Source organism: Pseudomonas sp. SYWMCR5, from assembly GCF_057197165.1.
The window spans coordinates 66,720-93,437 of the sequence record NZ_JBXUNH010000009.1; the positions used below are offsets into that span (position 1 = coordinate 66,720).

Genomic DNA, 26,718 nt, shown 5'->3' on the forward strand with positions numbered 1-26,718 from the left:
TCAAGGAGCGCCATCCATGATTCAGCCTATCGCTGAACGTACACCTGCCGGGACCAGCTACCTGAGCCTCGGCCAGGGCCAACCCGTGGTGCTGATCCACGGCGTGGGCCTGAACAAGGAAATGTGGGGTGGCCAGTTCGTCGGCCTGTCCACCGACTACCGGGTCATCGCCTACGACATGCTCGGCCATGGCCAGAGCGCGCTGCCCGCGCCGGACACCGACCTGCAAGGCTACGCCACCCAGCTCGCCGAACTGCTCGACCACCTGCAGATCCCCCAGGCCACCGTCATCGGCTTCTCCATGGGCGGACTGGTCGCGCGCGCCTTCGCCCTGCACTACCCGCAGCGGTTGTCGGCACTGGTCGTGCTCAACAGCGTGTTCAACCGCAGCCCCGAGCAGAGCGCCGGTGTCATCGCCCGCGCCGCGCAGGCTGCCGAGCTTGGTCCGGACGCCAACGTCGACGCGGCGCTGGACCGTTGGTTCAGCCGCGAGTACAAGGCGGCCAACCCGGCCCAGGTCGCGGCCATCCGCCAGGTGCTGGCCAGCAACGACCCCCAGGGCTACCACACCACCTATTCGCTGTTCGCCACCCAGGACATGTACCGCGAAGCGGACTTGGGCAGCATCCAGGTGCCAACGCTGATCGCCACCGGCGAACTCGATTCCGGCTCCACCCCGGCCATGACCCGCCAGCTCGCCGCGCGCATTCCCGGCGCCCGCAGCGTGGTCCTGCCCGAACAACGGCATATGATGCCCGTTGAGGCTCCGCGCGAAGTCAACCGCATGCTGCTGGACTTCCTGAGCCAAGCCCGCACCCTCACCGAATCCGCCAAGGGGATAGTTGCATGACCCTCGTTCGTTTCCAGATGTGCATCGACGGCCAGTGGCGCGATGCCCAGAGCGGCAAGACCTTCGACAGCCTCGACCCGGCCACCGCCCAGCCCTGGGCACAATTGCCCGACGCCGGCGAGCAGGACGTCGAGCTGGCGGTACAGGCCGCCCAGCGTGCCTTCGACAGCAAGGCCTGGCGCGGGCTCACCGCCACCGCACGGGGCAAGCTGCTGCGCCGCCTGGGTGACCTGATCGCCGAGAACAAGGAGCACCTGGCCCAGCTCGAAAGCCGCGACAACGGCAAGCTGATCCGCGAGACCCGCGGCCAGGTCGGCTACCTGCCGGAGTTCTTCCACTACACCGCAGGCCTTGCCGACAAGCTCGAAGGCGGCACCCTGCCGCTGGACAAGCCCGACCTGTTCGCCTACACCGTGCACGAGCCCATCGGCGTGGTGGCGGGCATCATTCCGTGGAACAGCCCGCTGTACCTCACCGCGATCAAGCTCGCCCCGGCCCTGGCTGCGGGCAACACCATCGTGCTCAAACCCTCCGAGCATGCGTCTGCCACTATCCTGGAGCTGGCCCGCCTGGCGCTGGAAGCCGGCTTCCCGGCGGGCGTGGTCAACGTGGTCACCGGCTACGGCCCAAGCACCGGTGCTGCGCTCACCCGTCATCCGCTGGTACGCAAGATCGCCTTCACCGGCGGCGCCGCCACAGCCCGCCATGTGGTGCGCAGCAGCGCCGAGAACTTCGCCAAGCTGTCGCTGGAGCTGGGCGGCAAGTCGCCGAACATCATCTTCGCCGACGCCGACCTGGAAAGCGCCATCAATGGCGCAGTGGCCGGCATCTATGCCGCCTCCGGGCAAAGCTGCGTGGCCGGCTCGCGCCTGCTGGTGCAGGACGAGATCTTCGACGAGTTCGTCGAGCGCCTGATCGAGCGGGCCAAGCGCATCCGCATCGGCAACCCGCAGGACGATGCCAGTGAGATGGGCCCGATGGCCACCGCCCAGCAACTGGCCGTGGTCGAAGGTCTGGTCGCTGCGGCCAAGGCCGAGGGCGCCAAGCTGCGCCTAGGTGGCAAGCGCGCCGAGGTCGAAGGCGACGGCTGGTTCTACGAGCCGACCCTGTTCGAGTGCGACAGCAACTCGATGACCATCATGCAGGAAGAAGTATTCGGCCCGGTCGCCGCGGTGATCCGCTTCAAGACCGAGGAAGAAGCGCTGGCCATGGCCAACGACTCGCAGTTCGGCCTGGCCGCCGGCATCTGGACCCGCGACCTGGGCCGCGCCCATCGCCTGGCGCGCGACGTGCGCTCGGGGATCATCTGGGTCAACACCTACCGCGCGGTCTCGGCCATGGCGCCGATCGGTGGTTTCAAGAACAGCGGCTACGGCCGCGAGAGCGGCATCGATTCGGTGCTGGCCTATACCGAGCTGAAGACCGTGTGGATCAACCTGTCCACGGCGCCGATGCCCGATCCGTTTGTGATGCGTTGAGAAGGAGCACGAGATGATCGAACCTGGCATCTACAAAGACGTGATGGGCTCCTTCCCATCCGGCGTGACCGTGGTCACCACGCTCGATGGCGATGGCGGCATCGTCGGCATCACCGCCAGCGCCTTCAGCGCGCTGTCGATCGAGCCGGCGCTGGTGCTGTTCTGCCCCAACTACGCCTCCGACACCTACCCGATCCTGCGCGACAGCAAGCAGTTCGCCATTCACCTGCTGTCGGCCGACCAGACCGCCGAGGCCTACGCCTTTGCAGGTAAAGGCAAGGACAAGGCCAAAGGCATCGACTGGCACCTGAGCGAGCTGGGCAACCCGCTGCTGGCCAAGGCCACGGCGATCATCGAGTGCGAATTGTGGCGCGAGTACGACGGCGGCGATCACGCGATCATCGTTGGTGCGGTGAAAAACCTGGTGCTGCCGGCCGAGCCGGTGACGCCGATGGTCTATCACAAGGGCAAGCTGGGTGCCCTGCCCTCGCTGGGCTGATAGACCGCGCGGGCTGCTTCGCGGGTAAACCCGCTCCCACAGGGACTGCACAGGGTTCAGAATTTGTGCGATCCCTGTAGAAGCGGGTTTACCCGCGAAGAAGCCCACGCCGATGACCCTGTTTTTTGGGGCCGCGCTAATCGTCTCACCCTCGGTTGCGGCCCCTGTTTTCATTCGGAGCACTGCAATGAGCAATGAAAAGTACGAGAAGGGTCTGCAGATCCGCACCCAGGTACTGGGCGAGGACTACGTCAACCGCTCCATCCAGAACGCCGACGACTTCACCAAGCCACTCCAGGAGCTGGTCACCGAGTATTGCTGGGGCCATGTCTGGGGCCGCGACGGCTTATCGCTCAAAGAGCGCAGCATGATAAACTTGGCGATGATTTCCGCCCTCAACCGGCCCCACGAGCTCAAGCTGCATATCCGCGGCGCCTTGCGCAATGGCCTGAGCCGTGAACAGATTCGCGAAATCCTGCTCCAGGTCGGCATTTATTGCGGCGTGCCCGCGGCGGTGGACAGCTTCCGCCTGGCCCGCGAAGCGTTCGCCGAAGCCGATGCGGAGCCAACCCGTTAACAGCGGGCTGTTCGAACCACTGCAAGGAGCGCCTGGGTTCGGGGCACTCCGACGTTGGCGCAACAGCCTCATAAAGAGCGCACCTGATGAAACGCCAGCCACTCGACGACAGCTTCAAGGTCAACCGCAACCCCGTCACGCTCCGCGAAATCGTGCTCGACAAGCTGCGCGGGGCGATCATGAACTTCCACCTGCTGCCGGGCGACCGTCTGGTCGAGCGCGACCTGTGCGACCGTCTCGGCGTCAGCCGTACCTCGGTGCGTGAAGCCCTGCGCCACCTCGAGTCCGAGGGCCTGGTGGAGTTCGCCGATGCCAAGGGCCCGCGCGTGGCCATCATCACCCTGGAAGACGCCCGCGACATCTACGAGCTGCGCTGCGTGCTCGAAGGCCTGATCGTCCAGCTGTTCACCCTCAATGCCAAAGCCAAGGACATCCGCGCCCTGGAGCGCGCCCTGGACGTGAACCGCGAAGCGCTGGAGGAAGGCGAACTGCAGCAGGTGCTCGATTCGGTACAGGGCTTCTACGATGTGCTGCTCGAAGGCTCCGGCAACCACGTCGCCGCCACCCAGCTGCGTCAGTTGCAGGCCCGTATCAGCTATCTGCGCGCCACCTCGGTCTCGCAGGAAAACCGCCGCGGCGCCAGCAACCGTGAAATGGAGAAGATGGTCGAGGCCATCAAGAGCGGCGATCCGCTGGCCGCTCACCAGGCGTCGGTCGACCATGTACGCGCCGCCGCCAAGGTAGCGCTGGACTACCTGCGCCAGAAGCAGGACGACAATGCCAAGGTCCGCGACATGGTCGAGCCCCTGGCGCTGAAGGATCCACGCATTTAACCCCCACACAGGCCACCGATCATGCCCAACGCCCCGCGCTACTGCCCGCACTGCACCACGGCACTGGACCGGGGCGTTCCCAGCGGCGACACCCACGAGCGCCTGCACTGCCCCGCCTGCGGCTATATCCACTACATCAATCCGAAGATCATCGCCGGCTGCATCATCGAACGCGACGGCAAGTACCTGCTGTGCCAGCGTGCCATCCCGCCACGCCCCGGGACCTGGACCCTACCTGCAGGCTTCATGGAGGCCGGCGAAACCACCGAACAGGCGGCGCTGCGCGAAGTCTGGGAAGAAACCGGCGTACGCGCCGACATCGTCTCGCCCTACTCGATCTTCAGCGTGCCGCAGATCAGCGAGGTGTACATCATCTTCCGCGCCATCGCCAGCGAAGAGACGGGCCAGTTCGGCGGCGAGACCCTCGACTATCGTTTCTTCGCGCCCGAGGACATTCCCTGGGACGCAATCTACTACCCGGCGATCCGCCAGATCCTCGAACGCTACATCCTCGAACGCCAGGCCGGGGTGTATGGCATCTACATGGGCAATGACGACACCGGCAAAGTGCACTTCATGCGCTGAGCAGGCCCGCGCCTGTCGCGCAACGGCCCGACACCCAAACAACCCCACAAATTTCTCGCCAGCCCGACATTCTCGGTGCAACCTATCCCTTCCATGCAAACGAAGCGGCAAACCTCATGGCGAAATGGCTGGAAGGCGGCGGGCTCATGGCCGAACGCATCCGCAATCACGACTGGGCAAAAACGCCCCTGGGCCCACTGGATGCCTGGCCCGACGTGCTCAAGACTACCGTGGCCTTGTGCCTGGCCTCGCGCTTCCCGCAAGCAGTGCTGTGGGGCAATGACCTGATCACCCTGCACAACGACGCCTTCAGCGAAATCCTCGGCGGCAAGCCCCCAGCCCTCGGTCGGCCCTTCAGCCACGTCTGGCATGAAGCCTGGAACGATATCGGCGCCATGGCCCGCCGCGCCCTGGGCGGCGAGGCGGTATACATCGAAGACTTCCCGCTGGTCATCGACCGCCACAACGGGCCGGAGCGTGCCTACTTCACGTTCTGCTACAGCCCGATCCGCGACCAGGACGGCCAGATCGTCGGCATGCTCGACACTGTCACCGAAACCACGGCCAGCGTGGTCGCCAACCACCGCCTGAACTTCCTCGACGACCTCGGCCGCGCCGTGGCCAACGCCACCGACCCGGACCGGATCCTGGCCATCACCACCCGCAAGCTGGGCGAACACCTGCGTCTGTCGAGCTGCGCCTACGGCGTGATGGAGCCCGATCAGGACGGCTTCACCATCTGCGGCGACTGGGTCACGCCCGGCTCGCCACGCCTGCTCGGCCAGTACCATCTCGCCGACTTCGGCCGCCTCGCCGTGCAGCGCCTGCGCGCGGGGCTGACGCTGGTGATCAACGACAACCTAAGCGAGCTCGAACCGCAGGAGGCCGCGACCTTCCAGGCCATCGGCATCACGGCGATCATCTGCATGCCGCTGATCAAGGATGGGCGCCTGACGGCGTTGATGGCCATCCATGACAAGCAGCCGCGTGTCTGGACCGGCTACGAACAGGCGCTGATCAGCGAAGTCACCGAACGCAGTTGGGCGCACATCCAGCGGGTTCAGGCACACGCCGAAGTACACGAAGCGGTGCAGGCGCTCGAGTCGCTCAACGTTACCCTTGAGCAGCGTGTCGAAGAACGTACCGCACAGTTGCTGCACACCGAGGCCGTGCTGCGTCAGGCCCAGAAGCTCGAAGCCATCGGCCAGCTCACCGGGGGCGTCGCCCACGACTTCAACAACCTGCTGACCATCATCCGCTCGTCGCTGCATTTCCTGCAGCGCCCGGACCTCGACGACAGCCGCCGCCAGCGCTACCTCAAGACCGTCTCAGACACCGTCGATCGCGGTGCCAAGCTCACTGGCCAACTGCTCGCTTTCGCGCGGCGCCAGGCCCTGAGCCCGCAAGTGTTCGAAGTCGGGCCGCAGTTGGCGGCGATGGCCGAAATGCTCGACACCGCTACCGGCGCACGGATCCAGGTCAAACTTGAGCTGCCCGACACGCCCTGCCATATCCGCGCCGACCTCGGCCAGTTGGAAACGGCGGTGATCAACCTGATGATCAACGGCCGCGACGCCATGAGCGGCGAAGGCACGCTGCGCCTGCACCTGCAGCCTGACCAGGTGATGCCGGGGCAACGCGGGCAAGCGGGGCAGCCGGGCGTGTTCGCGGCGATCTCGGTGATCGACAGCGGCGTCGGGATCGCCCACGAACTGCTGGAGCGCATCTTCGACCCATTCTTCACCACCAAGCCCTCGGGCCACGGCACGGGCCTGGGCCTTTCGCAGGTGTTCGGCTTCGTCAAGCAGTCCGGCGGCGATGTGCAGGTCACCAGCGTGCCAGGCCAGGGCACCACCTTCACCCTGTACCTGCCTCAGGTCCCGACACCGGAAGCTGAACAAAGCCTCGCCAGCGCGGCAAACGCATCGATCGACAGCCGGCCACGGCGCATCCTGGTGGTGGAGGATAACCGCGACGTCGGCAGCTTTACCGCGCAGATTCTCAAGGACCATGGCTACCAGATCAGCTGGGCGACCAGTGCCGAGGATGCACTGGCGCAGTTGCACATGACACCACGGGGCTTCGATGTGGTGTTTTCCGACGTGGTAATGCCCGGCATGGGAGGCCTGGCTCTGGCCCGGGAACTGCGCCGCACCAGGCCGCAACTGCCGGTGATCCTCACCTCCGGCTACAGTGATGCCATTGCCGAAGGCGGCCACCAGGGCTTCGCCTTCCTGGCCAAGCCATATTCGGCCGAGCAGGTGTGCCAGTTGCTGGACAAAGTGCTGACACAACACCTGTAACGGCCTTGCACCCTGTCCGTTGGATCTGTGAGAGCTGGATCTGTAGGAGCGGGCTTGCCCGCGAAAAGGGCACCGCTTTGTATGGCACGGGCTGCGCCCGTATTCGCGGGCAAGTCGGGGCGCCGAACCGCCCCGCCCCCGCAAAACAGAAAAACCAGCGTCAGCGCTCGGCTTGCGCGCAAACCAGCGGCAGTAACCGCGCCAGGCTCTGCGCCAGCTCCGCCTGCCGGAACGGCTTGCGCAACACCTCGAAACCACAGAGCTCACTGGGCGTAAGGTTGGCAAAGCCGGTGATGATCAACACCGGCAGCCCTGGCATACGCCGCCGCAGCCCCTGGGCGAACTCGGCGCCGGTGCGCTCGGGCATCATCTGATCGGTCACCAGCACTTCCACGGCAAACCCCTGCTCCAGCACCTGCTCGGCCTCGGCCGCGCTCATGACCGCTTTCACTTCATACCCCAGGTCACGCAACTGCATTGCCGTGGCCTGAAGCACGATGGCTTCATCGTCCACCAGCAATACCCTGACCGGGCGCGTCGGCCTGGACACTTCACCCGCAGTTTCATCCCCACACAACGTCTCGGCATCGGTAATCGGCAGCCACAGTGTCGCTGTCGTGCCTTGCCCCGGCTGCGAACGAATGGCGAATCCGCCGCCAGACTGCATCGCAAGCCCCTGCACCATCGGCAGGCCAAGCCCGGTGCCCTTGCCCGTGCCCTTGGTGGAATAGAAGGGCTCGCAGCAGCGTGCCAGCACCTCATCGCTCATGCCGCAGCCGTTATCGGCCACCTCCAGCCGCACCATCGCCCCTCGCTCCGGCCCCGCCGGCCGACCTGCCCGCGCGGTGTCCAGCCCCGCACTGATCCTCAGCCTGCCACCGTCCGGCATCGCATCGTGCGCGTTGATCACCAGGTTGAGCAGCGCCAGTTCCAGTTGATGCGGGTCCACGACGGCCGCCGGCAGCGCCGGGTCGATATCGACCTGCACCTCGATGGTCGGCCCCAGCGAACGCGTGATCAATTCGTGCATGTCACCGACCCGTGCCGCGAGGGAAACAGGCTGGGGCTTGAGCGTCTGGCGCCGAGCGAAGCTGAGCAGGCGGCCGACCAGGCTGCGTGCCCGCTCCGCCGCCTGTAGCGCGCCTTCGATCAGACGCGTCGAACGCGCCGCGTCGTCCGGGCGTCGGGCGATCAGCTCCAGCGAGGCGATGATCGGGGTGAGCATGTTGTTGAAATCATGGGCAATGCCGCCGGTCAGTTGACCAACGGCCTCCATCTTGCGCGCCTCATGCAGTTGCATGAGATCGGACTCACGCTCGGCCAGCATGCTGGCAACCCGTTCCTCCAGCGTGGCATTGAGCGTCATCAGTTCGGCCAGCGTGGCCTCCAGGTGTGCGGAGCTGGCGCGCAATGCCCGCTCGGCGCGGGCGTGGATGATCGCCGACCAGGTCTGCTTGGCCGCCTCTTCCACCAGCCGGCACTCATCGTCGGCGAATACATGGGGGCGATTGAAGTAGACGCACAGCATGGCCTCGAGCACGCCGCCGCGCAGCAGCGGCACCTTCAGGCTGGCGCACAGGTCCCTGGAGGCGCCAGCCGGGTAGTCGCCATGCACCTCATGACCCGCCTGCAATTGCTCACGCAACAAGCCGACATGTTGGCGCCAGAAGTGCTCCCCCGTTTGCGACGGCACCCCATCGACCCAGTCACGGGCGACGACATAGCGTTCGTCATCGCCCAGGTCCTCGGCGAAGAACACCCGGGAGGCGCCCAGCTCCTCACCAAGCAGGCGCGTGGCATAGGTCTCGATCGCCTCGGGTTCGTCCATCTCCGGCAGCGCTCGGCCCAACGCGAGCAGAAACGACTGACGCCGCTCGAACTGCACGCGCTCGGTGGTCTCGGTGACGATGCACAGCACCCCACCCACGCTACCATCGGCCTCGCGTACCGCCGAATAGGAGACATCGAAATAGGCGGTCTCGCCCAGGCCCCGGCGCTCGATGTAGAACGGCCGGTCGCGCGCCGAGAAAGTCTCGCCGGTTTCACGCACATTGCGCAGCAACGGTTCGAGGTCGTCCCACAATTCGCTCCAGTGCTCGCGGGCCGGCCGCCCCAGTGCACGCGGGTGCTTGGCACCGATGGTCGGGGCGTAGGCATCGTTGTAGAGCGCCACGTACTCGGGCCCCCAGAACAGCACGATCTGAGCCTTGGCCGGGAGGATGGTGGCCATCAGCGTCTGCAGGCCGGATGACCAGCTGCCTGGGGCGCCAAGCGGCGATTCGGTCCATTCCAGGCTCTGCAGCAGCGAGCCGACCGTGCCGCCGTTGATCAGAAAGCCGGGCTCCGGGCGCCGAGCGTGTTCGGTATCACGGTCCTGTAGTGATTTCATGTCATGCAGACCATCAGTGTTTCCAGGCACTGTATTGAGTATCTGAGGATATGAAACCCGCGCGGCGCAGATGTTCCATCCGCCTGTGCATCAGCGCGTTCAGCGACGCCCTTCAGCCAGCATGCGCACCGCCAGCGCGGCCAATACCGTGCCCATCAACCAGCGCTGTGCCTGTTGCCACAGCGGGCGCCCAGCAAGAAACACGGCGATGGAACCGGCCATCAGGGCGATGATCGCATTGACCGTGACGCTGATGATGATCTGCGTGGAGCCCAGTACCAGCGATTGCAGCAGCACGCTGCCGTGGCCCGGCTCGATGAACTGCGGCATCAGCGACAGGTACATGACCGCGATCTTGGGGTTCAGCAGGTTGGTCAGAAAGCCCATCATGAACAACCGCCGCGGGCTGTCGGCCGGCAGGTCGCGGACCTGGAACGGCGAGCGTCCTCCGGGCTTGAGCGCCTGCCAGGCCAGGTACAGCAAGTACAGCGCGCCGCCGATGCGCAATGCGTCGTAGGCATAGGGCACGGCCATCACCAACGCAGTGATACCGAGCGCCGCGCAGAGCATGTAGAACACGAAGCCCAGGGCGACACCGCCCAGGGAAATCAGCCCGGCAACCCGCCCCTGGCAGATCGAACGGGAAATCAGGTAGACCATGTTCGGTCCGGGGGTCAGGACCATGCCCAGTGCGATCAGGGCAAAGGCCAGCAGGTGGGAGGACTCAGGCATCGGGCGCATCCTTGGCGTGCGGAGAGAGCGCAGAGTGTATCCGCAGTGGGGCCGACCTTGGAACGCCCGTCAGTGCAAGGTGCTGCGCTCAACCAAGCTGCCCGAGCATCAAGCCCAGCGCAATCGCGATCATCACCGCGCCGGAGACCCGGCCGACGATCTTCGCTGCCTGCGGCCGTGTGCCCAGCACGGCCTTGGCGCCGTAGCCCACCATCAGGTAGATCACCAGCGAACTGCACAGGTGCACCAGGCCCAACAGGAGGATCTGCAGCGGCAACGGCCAGCTTGAGGTCGGGTCGGTGAATTGCGGCAACAAGGCCAGGAACAGCAGGAACACCTTCGGGTTGAGCCCGCTCACGCAGAACCCGCGCAGCGCCCAGCGCGAACCGGTCTCCCCTGCCAGCTCCAGCCCCGCCTGTGGCGCCGCCGGCTTGAGCAACAGGTTGCCGCCCAGCCAGAGCAGGTACAGGCAACCGGCGAGGGTCAGCAGCATCAGCGCCAGCGGGTGCCCGGCAATCAGGCTGCCGACCCCGGCCGCCACCACCAGGGTGGCCATGAAATGCCCCGACAGCATTCCGGCCACCGCCGGCATCACCCAACGCCCGCGCATGCCTGCCGAGATCGCGTAAGCCCAGTCGGCGCCGGGGGTGATGACGAACAGCAACGACACGGCCCAGAACGCGGCCAATACACTGAGGGTCATTTCGGGTGTTCCTTTCAGGGGTCTGGTTGAAAGGAAGATTACGGATTCCGCCCGGGGATTATCTTTCGTATATTGCTGACAACCTTGAACAACTTGAAAGATTCTCCCCCATGGATCGCACTGATCGAAAAATCCTTGCCGAACTGCAAAAGGACGGTCGTCTGTCGGTCACCGAGCTGGCCGATCGTGTCGGCCTGAGCCTTTCACCCTGCCATCGCCGGCTCAAGGCGCTGGAAGCGTCTGGGGCGATCCTCGGTTACCACGCACGCCTGGCGCCGTCGGCGGTGGGCCTGAACTTTGCGGCGCTGGTGTTCGTCACCTTGCGCGAGGTGACCCGCCAGCCAGTGGCCGACTTCGAGGCCGCGGTGACCGAGGTGCCGCAGATCGTCGAGGCACAGCGCCTGTTCGGCGACCCGGACTACCTGCTGCATGTGGTGGCCAAGGACCTGCCGGCGTTCCAGAAGCTGTATGACGAGGTGCTGACCAGCATTCCCAATGTGAAACGGCTGAGCTCGACGCTGGTGATGAAGGAAGTGATCCAGGATCGGTTGTTGCCCATGTGAGTGAGCACCCTGAAATGTATCTGGAGGTGGCCCCGCCTTGAAACGCTTCCCTCGGACCGGTAACCTCTGCGCGCTGCTGTAAGTCCAGCAGTCGGGTTTGGTCACCTGGAATCATCAAGGCGCACTTAGCGACGCTATGCGTTTCAGCAGGAGGTATATACCCCCAGCTGTCTCGATCTATGGCGGCTGTGCGTGGGGCGCCTCCGTGCGCGCCGGTTTCCTTGATTCCCGGTTGACCAACCCGCGTACAGTCGCCACCCATTCGTTTGGTCACGTTGAGTGGCGGCTCCATTGAATCAAGGAGCGACACAATGACGAAAGGCTTGCCCGATCCCCCTACACCCACCACCGCGCCTGCGCATTTCGGTAGCTGCGACGGTAGCCATCGTGCACTGTTTGCGGTCTGTGCCGGTGTCACGGCCGAAGACGCGCTGGTGCACTTGTCCACCCTGCTCAAAGGCGCTTCAGCGGCAAACCAGACCGCCATGGAACTGGCCACCGGCATCTGTCGGGATCTGCTGCTGAGCAATGATCATGGGCTCGATGCCTGCAAGGCGCTGGTCGAATCCTTGCTGGATGGGGTCGAGCAGCACGTTCAAGGCTGAGATCGCCAGGGCCGCTGTGCGGCCCATCGCGGGCAAGTCGGGGCGCCGAACCGCCGCGCCCACAAAAGCCCCCGCAAGTCTCGGGTTGCGGTGCACTATCAGCCATCAATCCCCGCGAAAGAACCCATCCCCGGCATTTCTCAGCAACTCCACCATCGCCCCCGCCGCCGGCGGCAGATACCCTTCGGCACGTACAGTCACCCCAACCGTGCGGCGCATGGTGGTGGCCTCCAGCGGCACTTCGCGCAACCATGCCATGCCCAGCCCGTGCTCCAGCGTCTCGCGCGCGGCAAAGCTCAGCAGGCGGGTCTTGGCGATCAGCCGGGGCAGGAGCGAAATCGAGTTGGTCTCGATCTGCACCTCGGGCAGCGGCAACTGATGGCTGCTGAACACATTGTCGATCCAGCGCCGCGCCGTCACCGTCGGTGCCGCCAGCACCCAGCGGTAGGTGCACAGGTCCTTCAACTGCACCTCACCCGAGAACACCGGATGATCGGCGCTGGCCACCACCACCGCTTCGTCCTGCAGGATGGGGTAGGAACGGAACTGCGGATCGTCGACGATCAGGCCGCAGATGATCGCGTCCAGCCGGCCTGAGCGCAGCGAGTCCTTGAGCATGTCGTCCTGGCCGATCGACAGCTTCAAGGTCAGCTCCGGCGCCCGCTCCAGTAGCGAAGCGGTCAGTTGCGGCAGCAGGTGCTCGGCCATGCTCGCCGCGCAGCCCAGGCGGATATTGCCCACCAGGCCGCTGGCGAAGTCGCGTACTTCACGCTCGGTCTCGGCGATGCTCACCTGCAACTGCTTGCCACGCGCCAGCAACAAAGCGCCGGCATCGGTCAGCTTGATGCGCCTTCCGTCGCGCTGGAACAGCCGCGCGCCCAGGGATTCTTCAAGGCGCTGGATGCTTTTGCTCAGCGCCGGCTGGCTGCGGTTGAGTTGCTGTGCGGCGCGCCCCAAGTGGCCGAGTTCGGCGATGGTGGCGAAATAGGTCAGGTCACGTAGGTCCATGATCGATGAATTTCAGTTATGGATTCATAGAAAGTAGAAAATAGACTTGATCAATCCACAGGTCGATAATTTTCTCTGTCAGCCATCTCTGGCTCTCGCCGTGAAGGGAGATCGACTTGCCCCCCACCCTACCCCCCCAAGCAGCAAAGAACCCGTCCCCAACCCTGATCCTGCAATGGCTCGCGCTGATCCTTTGTGCCGGCGCCGCCGGGCAGATCCTGCACGCCCTCACCGTGCCGGCCGGGCTGTTTCTCGGCCCCATGCTAGTGGCCATCGTCTTCGGTGTATCCGGCGCGCAACTAAGCCTGCATCGCCAGGTGTTCCGTTTCGGCCAAGGCTGTGTCGGGCTGCTGGTGGCCCACTCGGTGACCTGGCCGGTGCTCGCCTCGCTGGCCGACGCCTGGCCACTGATGCTGTTCGCCACCTTCGCCACCGTCGCGCTCAGCGCGCTGGTCGGCCTGGGTACCGTGCGCTTCGGCGACATCCCCGGCAGCACGGCGGCCTGGGGCACCGCACCCGGCGCGGCCTCGGCGATGGTGTCGATGGCCGAGGACAACGGCGCCGATGGGCGCGTGGTGGCGACCATGCAATACGTGCGCGTGGTGTGCGTGGTGATGATCGGCTCGCTGGTCAGCCATCTGCTCGGCGCCACCAGTGTTGCCAGCGACGTGGCCCAGGTGCCGGTGGCCGCCGACAGCGTGCAACTGGGCAACCTGCTGCTCGGCCTGGGCGTGGTGCTGGTGGGCGTAGCCGTCGGCGCGAAGATGCCCGCCGGTGCCCTGCTGATGCCGCTGATGCTTGGCGCAGTGCTGCAACTGACGGGCCTGCTGCACGTCAGCCTGCCCAGCGAAGTGCTGGCCATCGCCTACGGTGCCATCGGCTGCTACATCGGCCTGCGCTTCGACCGCCAGACCGTGCGCTATGTGTGGAAGCGTCTGCCGACCATGATCGCCGGCGCCGTGGTGCTGATCCTGCTCTGCGCAGGCTGTGCCTGGCTGTTGGCGCGGGTCGCCGGCACCGACTTCCTGTCCATGTACCTGGCCACCAGCCCCGGCGGCCTGGATGCGATGGCGATCATCGCGGTGGAAACCCACGCCGATGTCGGCATGGTGCTGGCGATGCAGACACTGCGCCTGTTCGGGGTGATCCTGACCGGTGCGTATCTGGCCCGGCAGATCATTCGCCTCACACAGAACGCCCACTGAAGGGTGCACTAGGCCGAGGGGTAGCTATCCTTCCCCGCACAACAACGACAAGTGCCTGGTAGTCCGCCCCATGAACATCCTGTACGACGAGCGCCTGGACGGCGCCCTGCCCACGGTCGACAAGGCCGCGCTGCTGGACACCCTGCGCAGTGCTCTGCCCGACCTCGACATCCTGCACACCGCACAAGACCTGCGCCCCTACGAGTGCGACGGCCTCAGCGCCTACCGCGTGGTGCCACTGCTGGTGGTGCTGCCCCAACGCCTGGAACAGGTCCAGGCGCTGCTGAAGATCTGCCACGCGCACCAGGTGCCGGTGGTGGCCCGGGGCGCCGGGACCGGCCTTTCGGGCGGCGCCCTGCCGCTGGAACAGGGCATCCTGCTGGTGATGGCACGCTTCAACCGCATCCTTGAGATCAATCCCGCAGGCCGCTTCGCCCGGGTTCAGCCTGGCGTGCGCAACCTGGCCATCTCCCAGGCCGCAGCACCGCACGGGCTGTACTACGCCCCAGACCCGTCCTCGCAGATCGCCTGCTCGATCGGCGGCAATGTCGCGGAAAACGCAGGGGGCGTGCATTGCCTGAAGTACGGCCTGACCGTGCACAACCTGCTCAAGGTCGAAATCCTCACCATCGAGGGCGAATACCTGACGCTGGGCAGCGATGCCCTGGATGCCCCAGGGTTCGACCTGCTGGCGCTGTTCACCGGCTCCGAAGGCTTGCTGGGCATCGTCACCGAGGTCACCGTCAAACTGTTGCCCAAGCCACAGGTGGCGCGGGTATTGCTGGCCAGTTTCGACAGCGTGGAAAAGGCCGGTCGTGCGGTGGCCGACATCATCGGCGCAGGCATCATTCCCGCGGGCCTGGAGATGATGGACAACCTGTCGCTACGGGCCGCCGAAGACTTCATCCACGCAGGCTACCCGGTCGAGGCCGCCGCCATCTTGCTGTGCGAACTCGACGGCGTGGAGGCTGACGTGCAGGACGACTGCCTGCGCGTCGAGGCCGTGCTCAAGACAGCCGGCGCCAGCGAGGTGCTCCTGGCGCGCGACGAGGCTGAGCGCGTGCGCTTCTGGGCCGGGCGCAAGAACGCCTTTCCTGCGGTCGGGCGCATTTCCCCCGACTACTACTGCATGGACGGCACTATTCCGCGCCGGGCGCTGCCGGGGGTGCTGCACGGCATCGGCGAGCTGTCGCGCGAGCACGGCCTGCGCGTGGCCAACGTGTTCCATGCCGGCGACGGCAACATGCACCCCTTGATCCTGTTCGACGCCAACCAGCCCGGCGAGCTGGAGCGTGCCGAGGCTCTCGGCGGCAAGATCCTGGAACTGTGCGTGGCTGTGGGTGGCAGCATCACCGGCGAGCACGGCGTCGGGCGCGAGAAGATCAACCAGATGTGCGCCCAATTCAACGCCGACGAGCTGACGCTGTTCCATGCCGTCAAGCACGCCTTCGATCCGCTGGGTTTGCTCAATCCTGGCAAGAACATCCCGACACTGCAGCGCTGCGCCGAATTCGGCGCGATGCATGTGCACCACGGCCAGTTGCCCTTCCCCGACCTGGAGCGTTTCTGATGGATCAGGATCACGACGACAGCTCGGCCCTGCTGGAGCAGGTGCGCCAGGCACTGGTCGACTGCACGCCACTGCGCATCCAGGGCAGCGACAGCAAGGCGATGCTCGGGCGCCCGGTCAACGGCCGGCCCCTCGACACCCGCAGCCATCGCGGCATCGTCAGCTACGACCCCACCGAGCTGGTGATCACGGCACGCGCGGGCACGCCGCTGCGCGAGATCGAGGCTGCACTGCACAGCGCCGGGCAAATGCTGCCCTTCGAACCACCGCACCTGGGCGACGGCGCCACACTGGGCGGTATGGTCGCCGCCGGGCTGGCAGGGCCGCGCCGGCCTTGGGCGGGCTCGGTACGCGACCATGTGCTGGGCACCCGCGTCATCACCGGGCACGGCAAGCTGCTGCGCTTTGGCGGCGAGGTGATGAAGAACGTCGCGGGCTACGACCTGTCGCGCCTGCTGGCCGGCAGTTTCGGCTGCCTGGGGGTATTGACCGAGGTATCGCTGAAAGTCCTGCCGCGACCGCGCAGCTGCCAGAGCCTGTGCCTGACGATGGGCCTTCGGCAAGCCCTGGATGAGCTGGCGGCCTGGGGTCAGCAAGCCCTGCCGATCACGGCTGCCTGCCATGACGGCGAAGTCCTGCACCTGCGCCTGGAGGGCGGTGAAGGCTCCGTGGCCTCTGCCGCCGAGCGCCTGGGCGGTACGCTGCTGGACAACCGCTATTGGCACGACCTGCGCGAACAGCGCCTGGCCTTCTTCGCCGGTGACGAGCCCTTGTGGCGCCTGTCGCTGCCGCACAACAGCCCATCGCTCAGCCTGCCCGGCCGACAGTTGCTCGACTGGGGCGGCGCCCAGCGTTGGCTGAAGTCCGCCGCTTCGCCCGCAGTAATCCGTGAGGCGGTCGCGCACCTCGGCGGTCATGCCACCCTGCATGCCTGCCACAGCGCCAGCTTTCATCCGCTGGCCGAGCCACTGCTACGTTACCAGCGCAACCTCAAGCAGCAGCTCGACCCGAGCGGTATCTTCAACCCGGGTCGCCTGTATGCCGACCTGTGAGGGCCAAACATGCAGACCAACCTGAGCGAACAGGCCAAGCGCCTGCCACGGGCCGATGAGGCCGAGCGTATCCTGCGCAGTTGCGTGCACTGTGGCTTCTGCACTGCCACCTGTCCGACCTATCAGTTGCTGGGCGATGAGCTGGACGGGCCGCGTGGGCGCATCTACCAGATCAAGCTGCTACTCGAGGGCCAACCGGCCACAGCCAGCACCCAGACCCACCTGGACCGCTGCCTGAGCTGCCGCAACTGCGAAACCACCTGCCCTTCCGGGGTGGACTATCACAACCTTCTGGACATCGGTCGTGCCGTGGTCGACGCGCAGGTGCAGCGGTCTCTGGGCGAGCGTCTGGCACGCCAAGGATTGCGCCTGTTCGTCCCAAGGCCTGCGTTGTTCAAGGCCCTGACCCGCACAGCCAGGGCTTTTCGGCCACTGTTGCCCAAGCCGATGCAGGCCAAGCTGCCGCGCCAGGCGCGTGCCCCCAAACCACGTCCCGTCGTACAACATGCACGTCGGGTGCTGATGCTCGAAGGGTGCGTGCAACCGGCACTGTCGCCCAACACCAACGCGGCAGCCGCGCGGGTGCTGGATCGCCTGGGGATCTCGGTGATCGCAGCCCGTGAAGCGGGATGTTGTGGCGCCGTGGACTACCACCTCGACGCGCAGGCCGCCGGCCTTGATCGCGCTCGGCGCAACATCGACGCCTGGTGGCCGGCCCTCGAGAACGGCGCAGAAGCGATCGTTCAGACCGCCAGCGGCTGCGGCGCCTTCGTGCGCGACTACGGGCACCTGCTGGCGACGGACCCGGCCTACGCTGCCAAGGCCGCGCGGGTCAGCGCACTGGCATGCGACCTGGTGGAGGTCTTGCGCGATGCGCCGCTGGAGCACCTGGATATCAAAGCCGAGCAGCGTCTGGCCGTCCATTGCCCATGCACGTTGCAGCATGCACAGAAGCTCGGGGGAGCCGTGGAGGGAGTGCTCGAACGCCTGGGGTTCAACCTGACCCCGGTGCCCGACGGCCATCTGTGCTGCGGCTCGGCGGGCACCTATTCACTGACCCAACCCGCATTGGCGCAGCAGCTGCGCGACAACCGCCTGAATGCGCTGGAAAGCGGTAATCCCGAGGTGATCGTCACCGCCAACATCGGTTGTCAGTCCCACCTCGACAGTGCCGGGCGAACGCCGGTGCGGCACTGGATCGAACTGGTGGACGAGGCACTCCCCGATATCAGCAGTTGCGCAGCCGGCGCAAACGACGGCGCTGACGCAGGATGACCCAGGTCAGCCCCAGCACCAGGGTGCCCAGCGCCACTACAAGGCCGATCAGCACTTGCCCATAACGGGCCATCAGCGCCTGGAAACCGCTGACCTGGCGTATCACCTGGATATCCGCCGGGCCCTCGGCATGCACGATGCTGATGCCGCCCTGGGTGATCTGCGGGAAGTCGGCATCGAAGTACACCCACACCCGGCACACCCCGCCGGCCTCGATGGACGGGATTTCGATGATGTTGGTGGCGTTCTCGGGAATGCTGTCGTCCCCGGCGTCATCGCGCACCTGTACCAGGCCTTTGGCCGGCAGGCGGATATGCACTTGCTTGAGCGGCGTGTCGCGGGTGTTGCGCAAGGTGATGAACAGCCCGGTGCGATGGTCCACCAACCCCGCCTCGAAGGGCTTGGCGAACAACTGCATGTAGGGCGTCTGCGCCTGGGCCACCAAGGCCTCGACCTGGTCACGGCTCAACGCCCCCTTGGCCAGCGCCTCGACACCGGCGAACAGGCGTTCGTACTTGAGTTGCTCACGGGCCTGGCCGATGCGCTCGTTGAACTGGCTGGGATAGGTCAGGGCCTCGTAGGCGACATAGGCCTTCAGGCCTCGATCATCCTTGAGCGACGCATACAACACGACGACAGCGACGACGATGACCAGCAGGCCCGCAAGGGCTTTCCCGACTTTTTCCCAACTCACCTTGGCGGTTCCTTGTATCGCGGCGTGTGCGGTTGAAGACCGGGGCCAAGCGTGCCAAGTAAAGCGCCCATAGGCAAGCGTTCAGCGCCCCAGCAACACCGGCACCGACGCCACCAGCATGGCTATCCCCGACAAGGTCAGCAGCCCCAGCACCAGCCGGCGAAACGCCGCCTCGCTGATACCCAGGTAGACCCGCGCGCCCAGTACCGTGGGGATCAGCATGGCCAGGGCCACCACGCCGAACCTGGGCAGCATCGCCAACGTCACCACACCGGTGCCCAGATAGGTGAGCATGGTCACCGCCAGCATCGACACGAGCAGAACAACGCAGCGCGACGGACGCCTGACCAACGTGCAATTGGCCGAGGAAGTCGGCCTGTCGCCCTCCCCTTGCCTGCGCCGCGTACGTCTGCTGGAGGAAGCCGGAATCATTCGTGGCTATCAGGCACAGATCGACCGCGATGGCGTGGGGCTGGGGTTGACAGTATTCGTTGGCGTGAAGGTGGAGCGGCACACCGAAGCATCGTCTGTCGCCTTTCGCCAGGCGGTCTCGGCGTTGAGCGAAGTGGTGTCGTGCCACCTGGTGTCGGGGGAGTCGGATTTTCTGTTGCAGGTGGTGGTGCCGGATCTGCGGGCCTATGAGCGGTTCCTGATGGAGGCGCTGCTCAAGGTGCCGGGGGTGACGGATATCCGCAGCAACTTTGCGATCACCACGGTGAAGGAGCAGACTGGCCTGCCGCTCGGGCACCTGCCGCAGGCGGTGGGTGAACAGTGATGTGTGGGGGCAAACAAACCGTTGCCCCCACACAGCGCTTCAGGCGAATCGCTCGATCTGTGCCGGGGTACGGCGCATCAACACCTTGCCGCCCCGTACCGAAACCAGCGCATGGCCCTGGCTGCGAATCATCTCGTAGTCATCCGGCGCCGACAGCACCAGCAGATTCGCCGGGCGCCCCACTTCAATGCCGTAGCGCTCGCCCAGGTTCAGGGTACGCGCGCTGTTGTCGGTGATCAGGTCCAGCGCCCGCTGCAAGTCTTCATAGCCGAGCATGTGGCAGATGTGCAGGCCCGCTTCGAGAATGCGCAGGATGTTGCCGTTACCCAGCGGGTACCACGGATCGACGATCGAGTCCTGGCCGAAGCACACGTTCATGCCTGCACGATCGAGCTCTGCCACCCGGGTCACGCCGCGACGTTTGGGGAAACTGTCGAACCGCCCCTGCAGGTGGATGCTCTCGGTCGGGCACGACACGAAGTTGATACCCGACATCTTCAGCAGGCGGAACAGCTTGTAGCAGTAGGCGTTGTCGTAGGAGCCCATGGCCACGGTGTGGCTGGCGGTAACGCGCTCGCCCATGTTACGCACCCGCGCCTCTTCGGCCAGCACTTCGAGGAAACGCGACTGCGGGTCGTCAGTCTCGTCGCAGTGCACGTCCACCAGGCAGCCGGTACGTTCGGCCAGGTCCATCAGGAACTTCACCGACGACACGCCCTGGTCACGGGTGTTCTCGAAGTGAGGGATGCCACCGACCACATCGGCACCCAGAGCGACGGCTTCTGTCATCAGGGCGCGACCGTTGGCGTACGATTCGATCCCCTCCTGAGGGAAGGCGACGATCTGCAGGTCGACCAGGTGGCGGACCTCTTCACGCACCTCGACCATCGCCTTGAGCGCGACCAGCGTCGGGTCGGTGACATCGACGTGGGTGCGCACGTGCTGGATGCCGTGATCGACCAAGGCGCCGATGGTCTTCTTGGCACGGGCCTTGATGTCCTCGTGGGTGGTAATGGCCTTGCGCTCGGCCCAGCACTCGATCCCCTCGAACAGCGTGCCGCTCATGTTCCAGCGCGGCTCGCCGGCAGTCAGAGTGGCATCGAGGTGGATATGCGGTTCGATGAAGGGCGGGATCACCAGGTTCTGCGCCGCGTCGATGTCCTCGGCGTTGCCCAGTGCGACGGCCGCATCCTGGGGTTCGATGGCGGCAATGCGATCGCCCTCGAGCTCGATCCGGAACAGGCCGGTCTTGCCGCGCAGGCGGGCGTTGATGATGTTCATGGGGTTACTCCTTGCCTTGGCTTTCGCTCATGCGCCAGATCAGCAGCGCGACGGAAGCGTTCATGCGGAAAAGCGTGTCATCGAGCGACTGTCCGCTCAACTGCTCGATGCGTTGAATACGCTGGATGATGGTGTTGCGGTGCACCCCCAGGCGTTGCGCGGCCTGGGCGCCGTTGCCGTTTTCCTTGAGCAGCACATCGAGGGTGTGCACCAGAGCGTAGGGATGCTTGCGCCCGGTCTCGATCAGCGGGCCGAGGGTCTGGGCAACGAAGTTGTCGATCAGCGAACGGTCGGTAATCCCCTGCAACAGGCGCAACACACCCAGTTCGCTGAAATCGCACAGGCCGGTTGCCGGGCGCATGTTCTGCGCCACCTCGAGGGCCTGGCGCGCTTCTCCCAAGGCCTGGCGGTAGTGGGCGCAGTCTTCGGCCAGGCACGACAGGCCCATGAACAGCGCCATCTCGCCAGTCACCTCGGACAGCTGCCGATACAAGGCTGCGAGCGCTGGGCGCAAATCTGGGGCGTCGGCCAACAGCAGCACGAAGAGGTCACCCGGCAATTGCGCCATGACCGCCCCGGCGACCGTGCGGCACCAGGCCTCCAGTTGTTCTTCGAGCGCCTGACGAGTGTTCTGCCACAGGCGCTCGGCCTGCTCCGGTCGATGCCGCTCGAACAGGCCATCGACTGCCGAGAGTCGCAGCGCGACCACACGGCGGGGCTCGTCCAGCGCCAGTTGCAGGTGTGCAGCCCGCTGGCGGGCAATGGCCAGGCTCGGGTAGTCGCCGGTCAACAGCTGGCCGAGGATGTCGTCACGCGAGCGCCGCACCTGCCCCATCTGCACCAGCGCCGTGCCGATCAGGTGGGTGACCACCACCATCTTCAAGGCGTAGGGCTGCTCGATCAGCGGCAGCCCCAGTTGCTCGGCACGCTCGGCCACCGCCGCCGGAATATGCTGGATGAAGCTGCCGCCGGTGAGGATCACCAGGCCGGCAATACCGACAGCGTCGCCATCCTCCACCAGGCTCAGCAGGTTGGCCTCGCCACGCGGATGGTTGATACCGGTGACGAACACCAGCTCGCCCCCCATCACCCATTCGGCAATGCCTTCGTTCTCCGCCACATACGGCCAGCGCACCCGCCGCTGCAGGTTGCGTGCACCGGCTCGCACGGTCATCTCTTCGAGACCGGGCAGCCCCAGCAACTCATCGAGTGCCAGGCTCACGGCTTGGCCTGTGCCACGGGGCGCACGCGCGCACCGACTTCAAGCAGGACGATGTAGCACAGCGCCGAAGCACCGATACCCACCAGCGGGGCGACCCACGGCGAACTGTAGGCCAGCACCGCCCCCACTGCGTAGGCGAACAGACCGGCGCGGTTGTAGCGTGGCATGCTGACCGAAGCCAGGGTCGGGTACTTGCCACGGTGGCGGTACCAGAAGTCGGCCATGATCACCCCGCCGACCGGCGGAATGATCGAGCCCAGCAGCACCAGGAACGGGATCAGCCATTCATACATGCCACCGATCGCCAGCACGATGCCCACGCCGGCCGCCACCAGCGTCGCAGTACGACGACGCTCGCTGCGCACCAGGTGGCAGGTCGCCGCGGCCACGTTGTAGATGGTCGGGCCCTGAATGGTCCAGAGGTTCAGGCACAGCATCACCACCGCCGCGAACGACAGGCCCTGCAGCATCATCACTTCGACGATGTCGGCCTGCTGGTAGACCATCGCGCACCAGGCGCCTGCCACTACCATCAGGCCGTTGCCCACCAGGAACGCCACCACGCTGGCCGTGACCGCCACCCGGCCACTGCGCGACAGGCGGGTCCAATTGGTGGCCTGGGTCGCGCCGCTGGCGAAAGTGCCGAAGACCATGGTCACCGCTGCCGAGAAGCTCATCGTCTCGTGCGGCACCACGGCCATCAGCCCTTCGAAGCCACCCACATAGCGGGTGGCGATGACCATCGAAATCACCAGCAGCACGAACATCAGCGGTACCGACAGCCGCGACAGCCAGTCCAGCCCCTTGAAGCCAATGATCGCGGTGATGCTGAAACCCAGCCCGAACAACGCCATCAGGGGGATGGTCAGGCCTTCGGACAGCCCCAGCAGCTTGACCAGCACGATCGCCACCGTCGCCGTGCCCCAGGCGTACCAGCCCAGTTCCGCGAAGCCCAGCAGGAAATCGGAGAGCCGACTGCCCGACTCACCAAAACAGAAACGCCCCATCAGCACCGTGTTGAGGCCACTGCGCGAGGCGATGAAAGCCAGCGTTGCCGCATAGATCGCCAGCAAGGTGTTGCCGATGGTGGCGATCCACAGCATGTCGACGAAATTGAAGGCCATGCCCAGCTTGCCGCCAGCGAACATGGTGCCGGTGAAGAAGGTGAAGCTGAACAGGACCATGGCAATCGGCAGCAGGCCCTTGCGGGCGTGCTGGGGGGCTTCGGTCAGGGGGAATTCGCCGGGTGAGCTCATTTTTATAGTGTTCCAGTGTTAGGGGGTTGGCGCTGGCGGAGCAATAACTGGGCCGGATTCAGGGTAGACGATGATCAGGCTGGGAGTTGGGCTATAGCGATATCCATTCATGTGCTATGTGCACATAATTTATTGATTTCTGGAAAATTTTGTGGGCTTTATATCTCATTTTGACGCACGCGTGCACCTTTGGGTGGCGGACTTGCGCCAGCACGCCGGGGATTTCCAGCGCTTTGTGCCGACGAACACCTTGAGCATCACGGCTATCCTTCCTTGGCAGTACAATCCTGGCCGCACCGCGCCAGGTCTCGGTGATACCTCTCGGTTCAGGACTTCTCCATGCCCTACCCCATCGAACAGAAACTTGTCGTCGGCGTTGCCTCCAGTGCGCTGTTCGACCTCGCTGAATCCGACGACATCTATCAAAGCGAAGGCGTCGAAGCCTATCGCCAGCATCATGAAGCGAACCTCGACAATCCGTTCCCCCGAGGCGTGGCCTTCCCGTTCATCCGCCGTTTCCTGAGCATCAACAAGGCCTTCCCCGGGCAACTGCCGGTGGAAGTGGTGCTGCTGTCGCGCAACTCGCCCGAAACCGGGCTGCGGGTCTTTCGCTCGATCACGCATTACGGTCTGGACATCACCCGCGCGGCATTCATGTCTGGCCGCTCGCCCTACGAATACATCCCGGCGTTCAACGCGTCGCTGTTTCTCAGCGCCAACGAAGAAGACGTGCAGCGCGCCATCGACGCCGACTATCCGGCCGGCCTGGTGCTGCCCACACGCATCTACGACGACGAGATCGACACCGAACTGCGCGTAGCCTTCGACTTCGACGGCGTGATCGCCGACGACGAAGCCGAGACGGTCTACAAGCAGCACAACAACCTCCACGACTTCCAGGCCCACGAGTTCGCCCGCAAGGCTATCCCGCATCAGCCGGGACCGCTGGCAGACCTGTACCGCAAGCTCTCGCACATCCGGACCCTGGAAGACCAGAAGCTTGCGCAAGACCCTGACTACAAGCGCATCCTGCGCATTGCCATCGTTACCGCGCGCAACGCACCGTCCCATGAGCGCGTGGTGACCACCTTGAAAAACTGGGGCGTTTCGCCAGATGAATCGTTCTTTCTGGGCGGGATGGAGAAGGGCCGCGTGCTGTCCATTCTCAAGCCGCACATGTTCTTCGATGACCAGCGCAGCCACCTGAGCTCGGCGGCGGGTAACCTGCCGATGGTGCATGTGCCGTTCGGGGTGGCCAACCGCAACGTCGCCAGCCAGCCAGTGCAGGAGGTAATGACTCATGGCACTGGCGAAGCTACGAGTGAACAGGCGACAGGCCGATAAAGGCCGCATGCCTAGCGCTTGTCCTGCAGCATTTGCCCACGTATTTGCTGCCAGCCCATTCGCCGGTCCGCCGCCTCTTGCCACTGCGCCCGTTGCGGCTCGCGCTGCACGATTGGCAACAGCAGCGGCGGCAAGCGCTCCACCTGGCTGCTGCGGGTGAAGATGCACTGGCGGGTGTAGTCAGGCAGTTGGTGAAGCCTGGCCCCGAGCAAACTGTGCGGGCACAGCAACAGCAGGTCACCGAAGGCGAACAGCTGGTAGGCCCTGACCTGCACCTTGCCATCGTGACGCAGACGGCTGTGCCAGAGCAGCGGATCGATATCGGCCAGTGTCACCTGGCGATCGAGCACGTAGCGCTGGGAGAAACCCTGGCGTACTTCCAGGCTGCCGGCCACCGAATAGGTGATGCTCGACATCGCGCCCTTGGCGGTGGTGAGAAAGATCACGAAGAACAGCAGGGCGCCGCCGATGCCTGCGGCGACTTTGCGGTAGATATCGCCTTTGAACACGAAGTACAACATCGAAGGCAGCAGGCTCATCAGCAGCGTGAACAGTGAAAAGCCTGCCACGAACGACACCGCCGCCTCGTTATCCCGCCCGACGTAGGTGTCGATGATCAACAGCATCGACAACGAACTGGCGATGACGGCGAACACCAGGGTGAACGAAAGAAATATCCCGAGAAACCAGCGATCGGCCTTGCCCTTGTTCTTCGGCGCCGCGAGAACGAACAACGACCTGAACGACCGGGAGAAGAACAGCGCGGCGAACGCCAGCAAGGTGGCTGCCGAGATCAACAGCATGGCGACGCCGGGGCTGAGCATTCGGTGGTAGAAGAAGCCCAGGACGATGAAGGCGGCGTAGCCCACCGCCAACGGAATCACCAGCCACAGCGCGACATGGCGGGTGAGCCAGCGCACCCTGCCGAACAGCGATACCGCCGTGCCGTAGAGCCACGACGAGCCCATCAGGATGATCAGGTGGGAGAACATGACCGCGACGACCACGAACATCCAGGCGGCGAGTGACGACTTGGAATCCAGCGCCGACATGAACAGGTCGGCGCGACCGATGGCGCGGGTATAGATGTAGAGGCTGAGGCTGCCGAGGAAGGTCCCGAAGAAGACCAAAGTCACGGTGAAGGGTGTCCAGTGCTCAAGCACACGCTTTAGATTCTTGCGAAATACCTGGGCGAAGGTCGGGCGCACACGATGTGCACGGGGAGTAGGTTGCGGGGTATTGCTCATTTCACTCGCCTGTCCATGGTCTGTAACACAAAGCCCGGGAATCTATCACGCCTGCGGGCGATAGTTCCCAGCTCGGGCCTCTGCGATGCACCCTGCATCCAATGCTGGGTTTGATAGCGCTCGCGACGAAAGCCCCTAGGTGTCACTCCCTTTATCGACCGCTACCTCCCCGCGAACGATCGCCAGTTGCCCGTCGATCATCGCCTTGCTCATGCCACTCAGGTAATACATGGCACGCATCAGGGGCTCGGCGTCGCGCGGCGTGTTGAGGGCGCGATGGGTGAGTTCGGTCACGCACCCCAGCATGCTCGAAACCTCCATCAGCGTTTCCTTGGGCGGCAGCCCGGGTATCGCCTGCACCCAGGCCAACCGCGGTGGGCGGCGGATGCGCGGTACTGCGCTGACCACTTTCAGGCCAGCGTTCCTGTTCGATTGATCGTCGTTATCCATGCGTCCCCCATCGAGAATCGGTAGCGCTTCCAGCGCTGGATTGAAAAGTGCCCGCCGCATCTCTCCCGCACGCCTGTAGCCCGACCCACGCGAACCCGGCGTGAGTCTCTGCCCGTAAGCTGAAAGCGTGAAGATGAAATGCGGCGGGCACGGGCAGATTAGAAGGCCAGACGGGCCTGCACAACAGCGCAACCCAGGGAAACGTGATCCCAAGAAATACCC

Annotated in this window: 26 protein-coding genes; 15 read left to right on the forward strand and 11 right to left on the reverse strand. The window is 65.0% G+C overall.

Going from position 1 to position 26,718, the window contains the following annotated elements; all coding sequences use genetic code 11:
• Positions 1–16 precede the first annotated feature (16 nt).
• From AC2CGW_RS21010 to AC2CGW_RS21040, 7 genes are all read left to right on the forward strand, one after another.
• Positions 17–850, forward strand: coding sequence for an alpha/beta fold hydrolase (locus tag AC2CGW_RS21010; protein WP_484574532.1), 834 nt, complete (start codon positions 17–19; stop codon positions 848–850).
• On the forward strand, positions 847–2,328 hold the full coding sequence (locus tag AC2CGW_RS21015; protein ID WP_186711504.1) for an aldehyde dehydrogenase: 1,482 nt from the start codon (positions 847–849) through the stop codon (positions 2,326–2,328). Before AC2CGW_RS21010 ends, AC2CGW_RS21015 begins: the two co-directional genes overlap by 4 nt.
• Before the next feature lie 13 nt (positions 2,329–2,341).
• A complete protein-coding gene (locus AC2CGW_RS21020; RefSeq protein WP_065862551.1) occupies positions 2,342–2,827 on the forward strand; it encodes a flavin reductase family protein in 486 nt (161 codons plus the stop codon).
• A 187-nt stretch (positions 2,828–3,014) separates the two neighbouring features.
• On the forward strand, positions 3,015–3,404 hold the full coding sequence (locus tag AC2CGW_RS21025) for a carboxymuconolactone decarboxylase family protein (protein WP_054892020.1): 390 nt from the start codon (positions 3,015–3,017) through the stop codon (positions 3,402–3,404).
• Positions 3,405–3,490: 86 nt separating this feature from the next.
• Complete coding sequence (locus tag AC2CGW_RS21030; protein ID WP_054892021.1) at positions 3,491–4,237, forward strand: GntR family transcriptional regulator; 747 nt, start codon at positions 3,491–3,493, stop codon at positions 4,235–4,237.
• A gap of 21 nt (positions 4,238–4,258) precedes the next feature.
• Positions 4,259–4,822 (forward strand): NUDIX hydrolase, encoded by a 564-nt coding sequence (locus tag AC2CGW_RS21035; RefSeq protein ID WP_484574533.1) that lies wholly within the window; start codon positions 4,259–4,261, stop codon positions 4,820–4,822.
• 116 nt (positions 4,823–4,938) lie between these two features.
• Positions 4,939–7,125: a GAF domain-containing hybrid sensor histidine kinase/response regulator gene (locus AC2CGW_RS21040; protein ID WP_484574534.1), complete on the forward strand. Its 2,187-nt coding sequence runs from the start codon at positions 4,939–4,941 to the stop codon at positions 7,123–7,125.
• A 160-nt stretch (positions 7,126–7,285) separates the two neighbouring features.
• On the opposite strand, the gene AC2CGW_RS21045 is transcribed toward AC2CGW_RS21040, so the two are convergent.
• From AC2CGW_RS21045 to AC2CGW_RS21055, 3 genes are all read right to left on the reverse strand, one after another.
• On the reverse strand, positions 7,286–9,514 hold the full coding sequence (locus AC2CGW_RS21045) for an ATP-binding protein (protein ID WP_484574535.1): 2,229 nt from the start codon (positions 9,512–9,514) through the stop codon (positions 7,286–7,288).
• A 99-nt stretch (positions 9,515–9,613) separates the two neighbouring features.
• Positions 9,614–10,246, reverse strand: a complete 633-nt coding sequence (locus tag AC2CGW_RS21050; protein ID WP_186669138.1) for a LysE family translocator — start codon at positions 10,244–10,246, stop codon at positions 9,614–9,616.
• Between the two features lie 88 nt (positions 10,247–10,334).
• Positions 10,335–10,949, reverse strand: a complete 615-nt coding sequence (locus tag AC2CGW_RS21055; RefSeq protein ID WP_186669137.1) for a LysE family translocator — start codon at positions 10,947–10,949, stop codon at positions 10,335–10,337.
• A 110-nt stretch (positions 10,950–11,059) separates the two neighbouring features.
• On the opposite strand from AC2CGW_RS21055, the gene AC2CGW_RS21060 reads away from it, so the two are divergent.
• Both AC2CGW_RS21060 and AC2CGW_RS21065 read left to right on the forward strand, forming a co-directional pair.
• Positions 11,060–11,512 carry an Lrp/AsnC family transcriptional regulator gene (locus tag AC2CGW_RS21060; RefSeq protein WP_186711385.1) on the forward strand — a complete coding sequence of 151 codons (453 nt, stop codon included), beginning with the start codon at positions 11,060–11,062 and terminating at the stop codon, positions 11,510–11,512.
• 392 nt (positions 11,513–11,904) lie between these two features.
• Positions 11,905–12,117, forward strand: coding sequence for a hypothetical protein (locus tag AC2CGW_RS21065; protein WP_484574595.1), 213 nt, complete (start codon positions 11,905–11,907; stop codon positions 12,115–12,117).
• A gap of 105 nt (positions 12,118–12,222) precedes the next feature.
• Here the strand turns inward: AC2CGW_RS21065 and AC2CGW_RS21070 are convergent, their stop codons facing one another.
• Positions 12,223–13,125, reverse strand: coding sequence for a LysR family transcriptional regulator (locus tag AC2CGW_RS21070; RefSeq protein WP_186669135.1), 903 nt, complete (start codon positions 13,123–13,125; stop codon positions 12,223–12,225).
• Between the two features lie 116 nt (positions 13,126–13,241).
• Here AC2CGW_RS21070 and AC2CGW_RS21075 point away from each other — a divergent pair, with 116 nt between their 5' ends.
• From AC2CGW_RS21075 to glcF, 4 genes are all read left to right on the forward strand, one after another.
• Positions 13,242–14,330, forward strand: coding sequence for an AbrB family transcriptional regulator (locus tag AC2CGW_RS21075; protein WP_411382753.1), 1,089 nt, complete (start codon positions 13,242–13,244; stop codon positions 14,328–14,330).
• Between the two features lie 70 nt (positions 14,331–14,400).
• Positions 14,401–15,900: a glycolate oxidase subunit GlcD gene (glcD, locus tag AC2CGW_RS21080; protein WP_484574536.1), complete on the forward strand. Its 1,500-nt coding sequence runs from the start codon at positions 14,401–14,403 to the stop codon at positions 15,898–15,900.
• Positions 15,900–16,952: a glycolate oxidase subunit GlcE gene (glcE, locus tag AC2CGW_RS21085; RefSeq protein WP_484574537.1), complete on the forward strand. Its 1,053-nt coding sequence runs from the start codon at positions 15,900–15,902 to the stop codon at positions 16,950–16,952. Before glcD ends, glcE begins: the two co-directional genes overlap by 1 nt.
• Before the next feature lie 9 nt (positions 16,953–16,961).
• The gene (gene glcF / locus AC2CGW_RS21090; RefSeq protein ID WP_484574538.1) at positions 16,962–18,227 is read left to right on the forward strand and encodes a glycolate oxidase subunit GlcF; all 1,266 of its coding nucleotides are present in this window, start codon (positions 16,962–16,964) and stop codon (positions 18,225–18,227) included.
• On the opposite strand, the gene AC2CGW_RS21095 is transcribed toward glcF, so the two are convergent.
• Entirely contained in the window at positions 18,181–18,921 is a 741-nt protein-coding gene (locus AC2CGW_RS21095) for a hypothetical protein (protein WP_484574539.1), read from the reverse strand. The two genes, glcF and AC2CGW_RS21095, sit on opposite strands and share 47 nt — an antisense overlap.
• A gap of 81 nt (positions 18,922–19,002) precedes the next feature.
• Positions 19,003–19,215: a hypothetical protein gene (locus AC2CGW_RS21100; RefSeq protein ID WP_484574540.1), complete on the reverse strand. Its 213-nt coding sequence runs from the start codon at positions 19,213–19,215 to the stop codon at positions 19,003–19,005.
• Between AC2CGW_RS21100 and AC2CGW_RS21105 the strand changes: the two genes are divergently transcribed.
• A complete protein-coding gene (locus AC2CGW_RS21105) occupies positions 19,214–19,696 on the forward strand; it encodes an Lrp/AsnC family transcriptional regulator (RefSeq protein ID WP_186721003.1) in 483 nt (160 codons plus the stop codon). The genes AC2CGW_RS21100 and AC2CGW_RS21105 overlap by 2 nt on opposite strands.
• A 39-nt stretch (positions 19,697–19,735) precedes the next feature.
• Here the strand turns inward: AC2CGW_RS21105 and codA are convergent, their stop codons facing one another.
• From codA to codB, 3 genes are read right to left on the reverse strand one after another with little or no spacing between them, the layout of a single operon-like run.
• Entirely contained in the window at positions 19,736–20,977 is a 1,242-nt protein-coding gene (gene codA, locus AC2CGW_RS21110; protein WP_288375149.1) for a cytosine deaminase, read from the reverse strand.
• Between the two features lie 4 nt (positions 20,978–20,981).
• Complete coding sequence (locus tag AC2CGW_RS21115) at positions 20,982–22,199, reverse strand: PucR family transcriptional regulator (RefSeq protein ID WP_484574541.1); 1,218 nt, start codon at positions 22,197–22,199, stop codon at positions 20,982–20,984.
• Positions 22,196–23,455 (reverse strand): cytosine permease, encoded by a 1,260-nt coding sequence (codB, locus tag AC2CGW_RS21120; RefSeq protein WP_484574542.1) that lies wholly within the window; start codon positions 23,453–23,455, stop codon positions 22,196–22,198. The genes AC2CGW_RS21115 and codB overlap by 4 nt, the downstream gene beginning before the upstream one ends.
• Positions 23,456–23,794: 339 nt before the next feature.
• Between codB and AC2CGW_RS21125 the strand changes: the two genes are divergently transcribed.
• On the forward strand, positions 23,795–24,799 hold the full coding sequence (locus AC2CGW_RS21125) for a 5'-nucleotidase (protein ID WP_484574543.1): 1,005 nt from the start codon (positions 23,795–23,797) through the stop codon (positions 24,797–24,799).
• Positions 24,800–24,810: 11 nt separating this feature from the next.
• Here the strand turns inward: AC2CGW_RS21125 and AC2CGW_RS21130 are convergent, their stop codons facing one another.
• Positions 24,811–26,046, reverse strand: coding sequence for a hypothetical protein (locus AC2CGW_RS21130; RefSeq protein ID WP_484574544.1), 1,236 nt, complete (start codon positions 26,044–26,046; stop codon positions 24,811–24,813).
• A gap of 135 nt (positions 26,047–26,181) precedes the next feature.
• Complete coding sequence (locus AC2CGW_RS21135) at positions 26,182–26,556, reverse strand: DUF3077 domain-containing protein (RefSeq protein ID WP_186710119.1); 375 nt, start codon at positions 26,554–26,556, stop codon at positions 26,182–26,184.
• Positions 26,557–26,718 lie beyond the last annotated feature (162 nt).

What these genes read in the sequence shown, in the direction of transcription:
- AC2CGW_RS21035 (WP_484574533.1), top strand. Translation starts at nt 4,259, where the DNA reads ATGCCCAACGCCCCGCGCTACTGCCCGCACTGCACCACGGCACTGGAC.
- AC2CGW_RS21025 (WP_054892020.1), top strand. Translation starts at nt 3,015, where the DNA reads ATGAGCAATGAAAAGTACGAGAAGGGTCTGCAGATCCGCACCCAGGTA.
- AC2CGW_RS21070 (WP_186669135.1), bottom strand. Translation starts at nt 13,125, where the DNA reads ATGGACCTACGTGACCTGACCTATTTCGCCACCATCGCCGAACTCGGC.
- AC2CGW_RS21105 (WP_186721003.1), top strand. Translation starts at nt 19,214, where the DNA reads ATGGTCACCGCCAGCATCGACACGAGCAGAACAACGCAGCGCGACGGA.
- AC2CGW_RS21020 (WP_065862551.1), top strand. Translation starts at nt 2,342, where the DNA reads ATGATCGAACCTGGCATCTACAAAGACGTGATGGGCTCCTTCCCATCC.
- glcD (WP_484574536.1), top strand. Translation starts at nt 14,401, where the DNA reads ATGAACATCCTGTACGACGAGCGCCTGGACGGCGCCCTGCCCACGGTC.
- codA (WP_288375149.1), bottom strand. Translation starts at nt 20,977, where the DNA reads ATGAACATCATCAACGCCCGCCTGCGCGGCAAGACCGGCCTGTTCCGG.
- AC2CGW_RS21130 (WP_484574544.1), bottom strand. Translation starts at nt 26,046, where the DNA reads ATGAGCAATACCCCGCAACCTACTCCCCGTGCACATCGTGTGCGCCCG.
- glcF (WP_484574538.1), top strand. Translation starts at nt 16,962, where the DNA reads ATGCAGACCAACCTGAGCGAACAGGCCAAGCGCCTGCCACGGGCCGAT.
- AC2CGW_RS21015 (WP_186711504.1), top strand. Translation starts at nt 847, where the DNA reads ATGACCCTCGTTCGTTTCCAGATGTGCATCGACGGCCAGTGGCGCGAT.
- codB (WP_484574542.1), bottom strand. Translation starts at nt 23,455, where the DNA reads ATGAGCTCACCCGGCGAATTCCCCCTGACCGAAGCCCCCCAGCACGCC.
- AC2CGW_RS21030 (WP_054892021.1), top strand. Translation starts at nt 3,491, where the DNA reads ATGAAACGCCAGCCACTCGACGACAGCTTCAAGGTCAACCGCAACCCC.
- AC2CGW_RS21125 (WP_484574543.1), top strand. Translation starts at nt 23,795, where the DNA reads ATGCCCTACCCCATCGAACAGAAACTTGTCGTCGGCGTTGCCTCCAGT.
- AC2CGW_RS21100 (WP_484574540.1), bottom strand. Translation starts at nt 19,215, where the DNA reads ATGCTCACCTATCTGGGCACCGGTGTGGTGACGTTGGCGATGCTGCCC.
- AC2CGW_RS21010 (WP_484574532.1), top strand. Translation starts at nt 17, where the DNA reads ATGATTCAGCCTATCGCTGAACGTACACCTGCCGGGACCAGCTACCTG.
- AC2CGW_RS21045 (WP_484574535.1), bottom strand. Translation starts at nt 9,514, where the DNA reads ATGAAATCACTACAGGACCGTGATACCGAACACGCTCGGCGCCCGGAG.
- AC2CGW_RS21055 (WP_186669137.1), bottom strand. Translation starts at nt 10,949, where the DNA reads ATGACCCTCAGTGTATTGGCCGCGTTCTGGGCCGTGTCGTTGCTGTTC.
- glcE (WP_484574537.1), top strand. Translation starts at nt 15,900, where the DNA reads ATGGATCAGGATCACGACGACAGCTCGGCCCTGCTGGAGCAGGTGCGC.
- AC2CGW_RS21040 (WP_484574534.1), top strand. Translation starts at nt 4,939, where the DNA reads ATGGCGAAATGGCTGGAAGGCGGCGGGCTCATGGCCGAACGCATCCGC.
- AC2CGW_RS21135 (WP_186710119.1), bottom strand. Translation starts at nt 26,556, where the DNA reads ATGCGGCGGGCACTTTTCAATCCAGCGCTGGAAGCGCTACCGATTCTC.
- AC2CGW_RS21050 (WP_186669138.1), bottom strand. Translation starts at nt 10,246, where the DNA reads ATGCCTGAGTCCTCCCACCTGCTGGCCTTTGCCCTGATCGCACTGGGC.
- AC2CGW_RS21060 (WP_186711385.1), top strand. Translation starts at nt 11,060, where the DNA reads ATGGATCGCACTGATCGAAAAATCCTTGCCGAACTGCAAAAGGACGGT.